Origin of the sequence: Pauljensenia sp. OF14-1SRA (assembly GCF_027694595.1) — a bacterium.
GTDB lineage: Bacteria > Actinomycetota > Actinomycetes > Actinomycetales > Actinomycetaceae > Pauljensenia > Pauljensenia turicensis_B.
On record NZ_JAQEVQ010000010.1, the window covers coordinates 36,341 to 47,702 of the forward strand.

At 63.8% G+C, this 11,362-nt stretch carries 7 protein-coding genes and 1 pseudogene; all 8 read left to right on the forward strand.

Annotation, left to right across the window (positions count from 1 at the left end; genetic code table 11):
• Positions 1–131 precede the first annotated feature (131 nt).
• Positions 132–2,600, forward strand: coding sequence for an ATP-dependent Clp protease ATP-binding subunit (locus PG731_RS06395; RefSeq protein ID WP_270772874.1), 2,469 nt, complete (start codon positions 132–134; stop codon positions 2,598–2,600).
• Positions 2,601–3,194: 594 nt separating this feature from the next.
• On the forward strand, positions 3,195–5,903 hold the full coding sequence (ppdK, locus tag PG731_RS06400) for a pyruvate, phosphate dikinase (RefSeq protein ID WP_270772876.1): 2,709 nt from the start codon (positions 3,195–3,197) through the stop codon (positions 5,901–5,903).
• Between the two features lie 460 nt (positions 5,904–6,363).
• Positions 6,364–6,780, forward strand: coding sequence for a DUF4418 family protein (locus tag PG731_RS06405; protein ID WP_270772878.1), 417 nt, complete (start codon positions 6,364–6,366; stop codon positions 6,778–6,780).
• Between the two features lie 121 nt (positions 6,781–6,901).
• Positions 6,902–7,669 (forward strand): DUF6273 domain-containing protein, encoded by a 768-nt coding sequence (locus tag PG731_RS06410; RefSeq protein ID WP_270772880.1) that lies wholly within the window; start codon positions 6,902–6,904, stop codon positions 7,667–7,669.
• Positions 7,669–8,862, forward strand: a complete 1,194-nt coding sequence (locus tag PG731_RS06415) for an FtsX-like permease family protein (protein ID WP_270772882.1) — start codon at positions 7,669–7,671, stop codon at positions 8,860–8,862. Before PG731_RS06410 ends, PG731_RS06415 begins: the two co-directional genes overlap by 1 nt.
• 15 nt (positions 8,863–8,877) lie before the next feature.
• On the forward strand, positions 8,878–10,086 hold the full coding sequence (locus PG731_RS06420) for an ABC transporter permease (protein ID WP_270772885.1): 1,209 nt from the start codon (positions 8,878–8,880) through the stop codon (positions 10,084–10,086).
• A gap of 1 nt (position 10,087) precedes the next feature.
• Positions 10,088–10,807: an ABC transporter ATP-binding protein gene (locus PG731_RS06425; protein WP_270772887.1), complete on the forward strand. Its 720-nt coding sequence runs from the start codon at positions 10,088–10,090 to the stop codon at positions 10,805–10,807.
• 126 nt (positions 10,808–10,933) lie between these two features.
• Positions 10,934–11,362, forward strand: a pseudogene (locus PG731_RS06430) (FTR1 family iron permease); the annotation flags it as partial.

Genomic DNA, 11,362 nt, shown 5'->3' on the forward strand with positions numbered 1-11,362 from the left:
CAGCCTCGTCGATATTCCTTTTTCACCCCATGGCGAACTAACGCGCATATAATCGTGCGCTCGCTTAGTGTGGTTTCAGTTGAAGAATCACTCCGCGCGTTGGCGCGGTCCCCGGACACAAAGGGAATGACATGTTCGAACGGTTTACCGACCGAGCTAGGCGCGTCGTCGTCCTCGCGCAGGATGAAGCGCGCGGGCTCAAGCACAACTATATCGGGACTGAGCACCTTTTGCTCGGCCTGATCTCCGAAGGGGAAGGCGTCGCCGCGAAGGCACTCGCGATGATGGACATTAACGATGGCGACGTCCGTGCGTCCGTCATTGAGATCATTGGCGAAGGCGAAAAGACGGTTGAAGGCCACATTCCCTTCACACCGCGCGCAAAGCGAGTCTTCGAGCTGTCACTGCGTGAGGCACTGCAGCTTGGCCACAACTACATCGGCACCGAACACCTTTTGCTCGGCCTACTGAAAGAAGGTGAAGGCGTTGCCGCCCAGGTCCTGACCAAGCGTGGCGCTGACCTTTCCCAGGTCCGCCAGAACGTGATCCAGCTACTCAGTGGATACCAGCGCGGCGAAGGCGAAGGACGCGAATCTGTCGGCGCCGGCGTTGGCGGGTCCTCCACACACGAACGCCAGAACTCTGCGGTTCTGGAGCAGTTCGGTCGCAACCTGACCCAGGCTGCTCGCGATAACAAGCTTGACCCGGTGATTGGCCGTCGCATCGAGATGGAGCGCGTCATGCAGGTCCTCTCGCGTCGCACCAAGAACAATCCGGTTCTGATCGGTGAACCCGGCGTGGGTAAGACCGCCGTCGTCGAGGGACTGGCGCAAGCAATCGTCCACGGTGATGTGCCCGAAACGATCAAGGACCGCCAGATCTACAGCCTGGATATGGGTTCGCTAGTCGCTGGCTCGCGCTACCGTGGCGACTTTGAAGAACGCTTGAAGAAGGTTCTCAAGGAAATCCGTACGCGTGGCGACATCATCCTCTTCATCGACGAAATTCACACCCTGGTCGGTGCGGGCGCCGCTGAAGGGTCGATTGACGCCGCCCAGATGCTCAAGCCCATGCTTGCGCGTGGCGAGCTCCAGACGATCGGCGCGACCACGAACGACGAGTACCGCAAGTACATCGAAAAGGATGCGGCGCTTGAGCGACGCTTCCAGCCCGTCAAGGTCGACGAGCCGAGCGTTGAGGAAACCGTCGAAATCCTGAAGGGCTTGCGTGACCGCTACGAGGCGCACCACCGCGTCATCATCACCGATGAAGCAATCAAGGCAGCCGCTGAACTTGCGGACCGATACATCTCTGATCGCTTCCTGCCGGACAAGGCCATCGATCTGGTCGATGAGGCGGGCGCACGCCTGCGTATTCGTCGTATGACCGCTCCGCCGGAGTTGCGTGAACTTGACGAGAAGATCGCCGAAGTTCGTCGCAACAAGGAATCGGCGATCGACGATCAGGACTTCGAGAAGGCAGCCGGCCTGCGCGACGAAGAATCTAACCTGGTTGCTCAGCGTGAAGAGAAGGAAACGTCCTGGAAGGGCGGAGAATCCGACTCCATCGCAGAGGTCACGGAAGAAGAGATCGCCGAGGTCCTGGCCATGTCGACTGGCATCCCGGTCTTCAAGCTGACCCAGACTGAGACGACGAAGCTTTTGAAGATGGAAGATGAGCTGCACAAGCGTGTCATCGGTCAGGAAGAAGCTGTTCGCGCGCTGTCGCAGTCGATCCGCCGTACTCGCTCTGGACTGAAAGATCCGAACCGTCCCGGTGGCTCGTTCATCTTCGCCGGTCCGACCGGTGTCGGTAAGACCGAGCTGGCGAAGGCGCTTGCCGAATTCCTGTTCGGTGACGAAGATGCTCTGATCCAGCTGGACATGTCCGAGTTCTCTGAGAAGCACACGGCATCGCGGCTTTTCGGTGCTCCTCCTGGCTACGTCGGTTACGACGAGGGTGGCCAGCTGACCGAAAAGGTTCGCCGCAAGCCGTTCTCTGTCGTCCTCTTCGACGAGGTTGAAAAGGCTCACCCGGACATCTTCAACTCGCTACTGCAGATCCTCGAAGAAGGTCGTCTGACTGACTCTCAGGGACGCAAGGTCGACTTTAAGAACACGGTCATCATCATGACGACGAACCTTGGTACACGTGACATCAACAAGGGTGTTTTGACGGGCTTCCAGTCCGCTGACAACTTGACGCATGACTACTCGCGTATGAAGGCAAAGGTTGATGAAGAGCTCAAGCAGCACTTCCGCCCCGAGTTCTTGAACCGCGTCGATGACACGATCGTGTTCCCGCCACTGAACAAGGATCAGATCAAGCAGATCGTCGACCTGATGATCGCGAAGCTGGCCAAGCGTATGGAAGCGCAGGACATGCACCTGCAGCTCACCGACGAAGCATGCGATCTGCTGGCCGATCTTGGCTTCGACCCGGTGCTCGGTGCGCGCCCCTTGCGTCGTGCCATCCAGCGCGAGATCGAAGACGCTCTGTCTGAGCGCATCCTCTTCGGAGAGATCGTTGCCGGCCAGGTTGTCACGGTCGGTGTCGAGGGTGAAGGTCCGGACCGAAAATTCACTTTCAACGGTCAATGACTTTCAACGCTCAGCGACCTTCAACGGTCAGCGACCGGCGTTGAACGTGTAGAGCTGGCGGGTTCACCCTTGTGGGTGGGCCCGCCAGTGTTTTTGTGCACCGACTGCACTTGGTGCGACGATTTTGCGTGTTTGAGCTTGGATGTGTCGCGTGGGGTGTAGGTGGTGTGGTGGTGGGGTTGGTTTTTGTGCACCGACTGCACCTGGTGCGACGGTTTTGCGTGTTTGAGCTTGGACGTGTCGCGTGAGGTGTAGGCGGTGACGCGCGTCGGCGTGTTTTGTGCTCCCGAGTGCACCTGGTGCGACGGTTTGGCGTGTTCGAGCCCGGTTGTGTCGCGTCAGGTGCAGTGTGTCGCGGGGGGCCTCGTCGATGGGGAGCGGAACGAGGTGTAGACACACCTCTACCCCTACTGATCTACCCCTACTGAAACAGCGCGAAAATGTCACATATGCGACAAACTTCCTAAGCGAACTGCAAAGATGCTGAAAACAAAGGTAAAGCATTCGGTGACCTAAGTCCCTTTTTGCTATTCTTCCCACTAGCGGCCCGATGGCGGGCCACTTTTACGTGATCGACGGAAGCTGAGGACCTCAATGGTCAAGTATGTGTATGACTTCTCCGAGGGCGACAAGTCCATGAAGGACCTGCTCGGAGGTAAGGGCGCAAACCTTGCGGAAATGACGAAGCTTGGACTGCCCGTTCCCCCCGGATTCACCATTACCACCGAGGCGTGCCGCGCATACCTCAAGGATTCGATTGTTCCCGAATCCCTGGAAACCGAGGTGACTACCGCTCTTCGCCGAGTCGAAGACCAGATGGAACGCCACCTGGGTGACCCCTACAACCCGCTCCTCGTTTCGGTGCGTTCGGGCGCAAAGTTCTCGATGCCGGGCATGATGGAAACCGTCCTCAATATCGGTCTGAACGACGACTCAGTTCAGGGCCTCGCAAAGATCTCGGGCAACGAGCGCTTCGCATGGGACTCCTACCGTCGTCTGATCCAGATGTTCGGCAAGACGGTTCTCGACATTGATGGTGACCTGTTCTCCGACGCCCTGGACGATCTGAAGACAACTCGTGGCGTCAAAGGCGACACCGAACTGACCGCTGACGACCTGAAGGGCCTCGTTGAGACCTTCAAGAAGATCGTCTCCGAGCAGAAGGGCATGGATTTCCCGCAGGATCCTCGCGTCCAGATGGACATGGCCATCGAAGCCGTGTTCCGCTCCTGGAACACCGAGCGCGCACGCATCTACCGTCGTCGTGAGCGCATCCCCCACGACCTGGGCACTGCAGTCAACATCTGCACCATGGTCTTCGGCAATATGGGTGAAGGCTCCGGCACCGGCGTCTGCTTCACCCGCGACCCCTCGTCCGGCCACGCAGGCGTGTACGGCGACTACCTTGAGAACGCTCAGGGCGAGGACGTCGTTGCAGGTATCCGCAACACCCTGTCCCTCGCCGACCTCGAGAATATCGACAAGGCTTCCTACGACAAGCTGCGCGGCATCATGCGCAAGCTTGAAACCCACTACCGCGACATGTGTGACATCGAGTTCACCATCGAGCGTGGCAAGCTCTGGATGCTCCAGACCCGCGTTGGTAAGCGCACCGCTGCCGCCGCATTCCGTATCGCCATCCAGCTGACCGAAGAAAAGCTGATCACCCGCGACGAGGCCCTGACTCGCGTCACCGGCGATCAGCTGACCCAGCTGATGTTCCCACAGTTCGACTCGAAGGCTGCCAAGGAACTCATCGCACGTGGCATGGCCGCTTCACCGGGCGCAGCAGTCGGCAAGATTGCCTTCGACAACGCTCAAGCTGAGAAGTTCCACGCTGACGGCGTCAAGTGCGTTCTGGTTCGTCGCGAAACCAACCCGGATGACCTGCCGGGCATGGTTGTCGCCGAAGGCGTTCTGACCGCCCGCGGTGGCAAGACCTCGCACGCTGCTGTTGTCGCGCGTGGCATGGGCAAGACCTGCGTCTGTGGCGCCGAAGCACTCGAGATCGACGCCGATGCCGGCACCGTCGTCATTGATGGCACCACCTACACCTCCGACGATACGATCGCGATCGACGGTCAGACCGGTGAAATCTTCATCGGCGAGGTCCCGGTTACCGACTCTCCGGTCACCACCTACCTGTCGCACGGCCTCGAAGCTGGCCTGATTGCTGCCGGCAACGACGAAGGCACCCAGGAACTGGTTAAGGCCGTTGACAAGATCCTGCAGCGCGCCGACAAGGTTCGTCGCCTGCGCGTCCGCGCCAACGCTGACACCCCGACCGACTCGCGTCGCGCGATCGAGTTCGGCGCTGAAGGCATCGGTCTCTGCCGTACCGAGCACATGTTCCTCGGCGCACGTCGCCCACTGGTTGAGCGCGCAATCCTCTCCGCACCGGGCTCGCAGGAACGCGCTGCAGCGTTCGGCGAACTCGAAAAGCTCCAGAAGCAGGACTTCCTCGAGATGCTCGAGGTCATGGATGGCAAGTCGATGACCGTCCGCCTGATTGACCCGCCGCTCCACGAGTTCATGCCGGCACTGTCCGAGCTGGAAATCAAGGTTGCTGTCGCGAAGGCGACCGGCGAAGCTGATCCGGCTGACGAGAAGATGCTGGCTGAGGTTCGTCGCTTCCACGAGCAGAACCCGATGCTCGGCCTGCGTGGCGTCCGCCTCGGCATTTACCTGCCCGGCCTGTTCGCCCTGCAGATGCGCGCACTCTGCGAGGCAGCCGCTGAACTCGTTTCCCGTGGCCTGTCCCCGAAGCCGGAAATCATGGTTCCGCTGGTCGGCTCCGTCCGCGAGCTCCAGCTGATCCGCGAAGAGGGCGAAGACATTATCGCCGAGGTCGCAGCCGAGCGTGGCGTTGACCTGTCCGGTGTTACCATCGGCGCAATGATCGAGCTTCCGCGTGCAGCAATGACCGCTGAAGATCTCGCTGAAGAAGCTGACTTCTTCTCGTTCGGTACGAACGACCTGACTCAGACCGTCTGGGGCTTCTCGCGTGACGACGTCGAAGGCGTCTTCTTCCCGCACTATATTGAGGCCGGCATCTTCGGTGTTTCGCCGTTCGAGTCCATCGATGTCCACGGTGTTGGCACCCTGGTCCGCGAGGGCGTGACGCGCGCTCGTTCGACCAAGCCGAACATCAAGCTGGGTGTATGTGGCGAGCATGGTGGCGATCCGCTGTCGATCCACTTCTTCCATGAGGTCGGCGTCGATTACGTGTCGTGCTCGCCGTTCCGCGTCCCGGTTGCTCGCCTTGAGGCTGGCCGCGCCGCGGTCCTCACCGAGGAGGCCTGAGCCGATTTCACGGCCCGGGTCGGGCACCCGTGGAACGGGAGTCGGCCCGGATCGTGCTCTCCCGTCGCCGATGAGCGGCGATGAGAGCCCGTCGAACCTCGGAGCCCCCGCCCTCGACCGTCGTGGCCGAGAGCGGGGGCTCCGCCTTCCCCGGGATCGGGCGGCTACTGCGGTGGTCTATGGTGTGAAGGTGGCTGCGAGCACTGAGAACTCCTCGGGGTCGGCATCAGCGAGCGGGATCAGGCGGTGTCGCCCTCCGGCTGTTTCCGCTCGATTATCGCGTATGTCGAAGGCTCTCGGGCGCTTCCGGTTTCCGGAATCCCAGGATCGGAGGCCCGCGTTCCGGAGATCCGCGGTCCGGTGGTGCCCGCGGATTGACAATTTAGGTAAGGGTGCCCTTAACTATATGTGTCCAACCTTGTCAGTATATGCGCTCGTTAAAGAACAGAGGAGCGAACCCATGTCGAAGAAGAATCTGGCGCTCGCCGTCGCCCCAGCAGCGTTGAGTGCCCTGCTCATCCTCGGGGTCACGACGGTCTTCTCCGCCTGCCCCCGTCGAGAGGACGGCACCTGGATGCACTGTCACCAGTGTCAGAACACGGTCGCTGCGGGAGGCGTCGGCCTCGTTGTCCTCTTCGGGACCGCTGCTTTCGTGAAGAACAGGGGTGTGAGGATCCTTCTTCAGCTTCTCGCCGTCATCGCGAGTGTCGTCCTCTTCTTCGTCCCCGGCGGGATTTGCCCCATGTGCATGATGAAGAACATGCGCTGCTACACCGTATTCCAGCCCTTCACCCGGGTGATGACGGGTCTCATCGCCCTGTCCGGCGCAGGGGCGCTCGCCACCGTGGCGAAGCGCGGCGAGCGGGCCGTCGCCTGAGATGAGGGCGCGCGCCATCGCGCTTCCGCCCTCCCCCGCGAGGCGGAAGCGGCGCGCGATCGTAGTCGGGGTCGCGCTGCTCGCGCTCGCGCTCGCCATCTTCGGGATCCACCGCCTTCGGATGGACGCCGCCTATCGGGAGGCTCTCCGCCTCGAGGAGGTCGGCGAGCGCGAAGGGGCCTACCGCTCCTATTCACGCCTCGATGGGTACGCCGACTCGGCCGAGCGCCTTCGGGGGATGACTGAGGCGGACCCTGCCCTCCCTCATCGTTCGGCGAAGAAGGGGGATCTCATCGAGTTCGGCTCCTTCGAACAGGACGGCGATGCCGCGAACGGCCCGGAGCCGATCCGCTGGATCGTCCTCGACCGGATCGACGGGAGGCTGCTGCTGCTTAGCCGCGATTCCCTCGACGCCGCCCCCTACCACCGCGTCCCCTTCGAGCCCGTCACCTGGGAGCGCTCCGACCTCCGCAGATGGATGAACTCGGACTTCCTCGCGGCGGCTTTCAATGAAAGCGAGCTCTCCCTCATCCCGACGGTCGAGGTCCCCAACGCTCCGCAGTCCGCGACCGGCACCGCTGCGGGCCCCGCGACGAAGGATCGCGTCTTCGCGCTGAGTGAGACCGAGGCCTCGATCTACATCTCCAACGCCGTCGAGCGCGCCGCGCTCGGTTCGGCCGCCCTATCCGCGGCCGTCGACAACGACGATCTGCCCGCGGACGAGGAGGGGCGGGCCGACTGGTGGTTGCGCTCCCCGGGAACCTACGACTTCACGGCGCAGTACGTCGACCGTGAGGGCGTACGCCACGGCTCCGGCGCCGCCGCCGATGCGACCTACGGGGTCCGCCCGGCCCTGTGGCTCGATACGAGCGCGGGAGGCGCCGGGTGATGAGGCGCGACCGTCTTTCCCTAAGGGGCCTCCCGCTGAAGAGCGCGCGGGCCCGCCCGCTGCGGACGATGATCCTCGCGCTCCTCGCGCTCGCGCAGACCGCCTGCGCGCTGACGGGCCTGCTCCTCGTGCAGTCGACGAGGGCTGAGCTCTCCCTGGCTCGAGACAGACTGGGCGCGGACGTCGTCGTCTACCCCTCGGCGGGCTTCCTGCAACTCGACAAGTCCTGCGTCCAGATGGTCGGCAGCCCCGTCCTCTTCCACAAGGAGCGCTCGACTCTGTCGCGTCTGAACTCCAACGAGGACATCGATCGCATCGCCTATCAGCTCTACCTGTCGGACGCGAGCGGCGGGGGGGAGCCCCTCTGGATCATCGGTTTCGACCCGGCCTCCGACTTCGTCGTCGCGCCCTGGCAGCGCGAGGGCCCCGATCACGTGGTGCCGGAGGGATCCGTCGCAGTGGGCGCCGATGTGGCGGTGTCGCGGGAGGGCACGGTGACCCTCTTCGGCGAGGAATGGCCGGTCGACGCCCATCTCGAGAGGACCGGCGCCGAGCTGGACAAGGCGGTGCTCGTGCCGATAGGCTCCCTCGAGCGGGTGATCGCCGCCGCGGTCGCCGCAGGCGACGATTCCTTCGCCTCTCTCGACCCGCAGGCCGACTACTCGGTCGCGCTGCTACGACTCAAGGAGCGCTCCGAGGCGGAATCGGTGACGAACTGGATCAACCTCTACGTCCGACGCGTGACGGCCGTCCATTCGGAGGAAGCGCTGGTGGGGACCGCCTCCTCGATGTCCGCGCATTCGTCCATGCTCGCCGGGGTCGCGGCCCTGACGTGGCTGATCCTGCTCGGGGCGCTCGCCGTCGCCCAATGGGCGCTGTTCAACGAGCGGCGCCGCGAGGCGAACGTGTGGCGGATCCTCGGGGCTTCGAGGGCCCTCGTCGAGCGCGTCCTCCTACGGGAGGCGCTCATGGTCCACGCCTCGGGGGCCCTGCTCGGGGCGCTCGTGGCCGCGGGGCTCGTCGCCCTCATCGGCGTCGCGCCCGTGAGGAGCGAGCTCGTCTCCCCGGGCAACCTCGCCGCGCTCGCCGCCGCGGCGGTGGCGATGAGCCTCCTCGTCGCCTGGATCGGCGCAAGGGCCGTGCTTCCGAGGCTGTTGCGAGCCGCCGACGACTCGATGCTGTTGACGACGTAGGAAGGAGACGGATCTATGCGTTCTTTGAGGGAGCTGCCCCTTCGCGCTCTGCGCGCGCACCCGACTCGCGCCTTCGCGCTGTTCGTATTTGCAGCGCTCATGGCCTCGGCTGTCTTCGGGGGAACCATCCTCGTTCAGGGGATCCGCGGTGGCCTGGCGACGGTGGAGGCCCGTCTCGGGGCGGATGTGCTCGTCACCCCGAGCGACGCCGGCGGGGATTTCGACGCCCGGACCTTTCTCCTCGAGGCCGAGCCGGGCTATTTCTATATGGATGCAGGAGTCGTTGCGAGGGTCCGCGATGTCGCCGGCGTGGAGAAGGCGTCCCCCCAGATATTCCTCGCATCCGCGAGGGCGAGCTGCTGCTCGGGGAGATACCAGGTCATCGCCTTCGATCCGGAGACGGATTTCGCCATTCAACCGTGGATCGCCGACACGACGGGCGGCGTGGAGATCGGCGAGATGGACGTCCTCGTGGGAGCGAACGTCGCCGTACCGGTCGACGGCTCCTTCAAGATCTACGGTCGGACTCTCAGGGTCGTCGGCCAGTTCGATCCGACGGGCTCGACCCTCGACAACGCCGTGTACGCGAACTTCGACACGGGCAGGAGCCTCATGGCGGCCTCCTTGGAGAAGGGACTGAACAAGTATCGGGACGCCGATCCGGGGAGCGTCGTGTCCTCGGTTCTCGTCCGCGTCGCGGACGGCGAGGACGCGGAGGCGGTCGCTCAGCGGATCCGCGAGAGCGTGGACGGGGTCTCCGTTTCGACGGCGAAGAGCATGGTCTCGGGGATCTCGGCGACGCTCGTGCGGACATCGCGCGCGGTCGCGCTGCTCGTGGGCGTCGTATGGGCGGTCGGATCGGGGATGAGCGTCCTCGTGTTCACGATGATGATTCACGAAAGAGCTCGGGAGTTCGCCCTCCTCAGGGCGATGGGTGTGAGTCGCTCGCGGCTCGGACGCCTTGTCCTCGCGGAGTCTGCGGCCGTCGATCTGGCCGGCGCGCTCGCGGGCGTCGTCGTGTCGGGGGTCCTGCTCTCGGCCTTCCGGGCGCTGGTCGGTCAAATGCTCGGCATCGGGTTCCTCATGCCGGGGCCCTTGGAGTCGGGACTCATCGCTCTCGCCGCGCTCCTGGTCGCCCTGGCCTCGGCGGGAGTCGCGGGGTGGGTCTCGATTCGCCGTATCGGCGCGATGGACGTGGGGCTTGTCCTCAGGGAAGGGGAATGACGTGACTCTTGAAGCGAGAGGCGTGAGGAAGGACTTCCCGCGCGTGCGCGGCGGAGCGATGTTCTCGGCGGTCGAGCCGGTGGATCTTCGCCTGAGCCCCGGCGAGTTGCTGGTGATTCGCGGACGCTCGGGGAGCGGTAAGAGCACCCTGCTGTCGATGATGGCGGGGATCCTCGCGCCGACGGAGGGGGCCGTCCTGATCGGCGGCGAGGATCTGTACGCCCTCCCGGATGCCGCGGCCTCGGTGCTCCGCAACGAGCGGATCGGCGTGATCCCTCAGGGGCACACCGCGCTGCGCAGCCTGTCGGTGCTGGAGAACGTCCTCCTCCCGTCGATCATCCGGGCGCGAGTCGAGCAGGAGGGGGTCCGCGAGCGGGCGGAGGTCCTGCTGGAGGGCATCGATCTGGCGCCCCTGGCCGACGCTCGCCCCGATGAGCTCTCGGGAGGGGAACTGCGTCGGATGGCTGTGGCGCGGGCGCTGGTGATGCGGCCGGAGACGGTCCTCGCCGACGAACCGACCGCGGGACTGGACGCGGGGAACGCCCAGACGGCGCTGAGGATGCTCCGGCGTGCGGCGGACGAGGGTGCGGCGGTGCTCGTAGTGACGCACGAGGATGAGGCCGTTCATTTCGCCGATCGTGTGATGGTGATGGAAAGCGGAGTCCTGCGCCTTGGGGATGCCCCGCGCGGAGGCTCTCCCACCTGCGAAGATCTCAAATAGGTAACTCTTCGGTGACTTATTTCTGAATTTGCAGAGGTTAGGCTAAACTAATTCTGGCGATTTCGGGGTCGGCATGGCCCCCTCGCCCTCATCAACATCGACAAGCGGAATTCTGGAGGAACACGGGTGGGCGTATCGACATCCTCGACGACGGCATTGACGAGGCGCCCCTGGATCCTCTTCGCCCCGCTCCTCCTCGCCCTCCTCATCGGGGTCCTCGCCCCGGCCGCTGCGCGAGCCGAGGGCGCCGTGTCCAGCTGGGGCGCGGTCGCCGAGGAGATGGGTGAGATCCTGGATCAGGCCGAGAAGGACTATCTGGCGGGCGATGTCGAGGCGGGTAAGGACGGGGTGAACACCGCCTACTACCGGCGCTATGAGACCCTCGGCTTCGAGAAGCAGGTCATGGCGCGTATCTCGGGGAATCGGGTCTCCACCGTCGAGATGAAGTTCTCCCTCGTCAAGAAGGCGATGAGCGATCATGACGACGCTGCGGTCGCTCAGCACCTCGCCGATCTCAAGAACTACCTGCGCGAGGACGCCAACACCCTCGACGGC

Coding starts and splice junctions, on each gene's coding strand:
- PG731_RS06395 (WP_270772874.1), top strand. CDS start 132: ATGTTCGAACGGTTTACCGACCGAGCTAGGCGCGTCGTCGTCCTCGCG.
- ppdK (WP_270772876.1), top strand. CDS start 3,195: ATGGTCAAGTATGTGTATGACTTCTCCGAGGGCGACAAGTCCATGAAG.
- PG731_RS06405 (WP_270772878.1), top strand. CDS start 6,364: ATGTCGAAGAAGAATCTGGCGCTCGCCGTCGCCCCAGCAGCGTTGAGT.
- PG731_RS06410 (WP_270772880.1), top strand. CDS start 6,902: ATGGACGCCGCCTATCGGGAGGCTCTCCGCCTCGAGGAGGTCGGCGAG.
- PG731_RS06415 (WP_270772882.1), top strand. CDS start 7,669: ATGAGGCGCGACCGTCTTTCCCTAAGGGGCCTCCCGCTGAAGAGCGCG.
- PG731_RS06420 (WP_270772885.1), top strand. CDS start 8,878: ATGCGTTCTTTGAGGGAGCTGCCCCTTCGCGCTCTGCGCGCGCACCCG.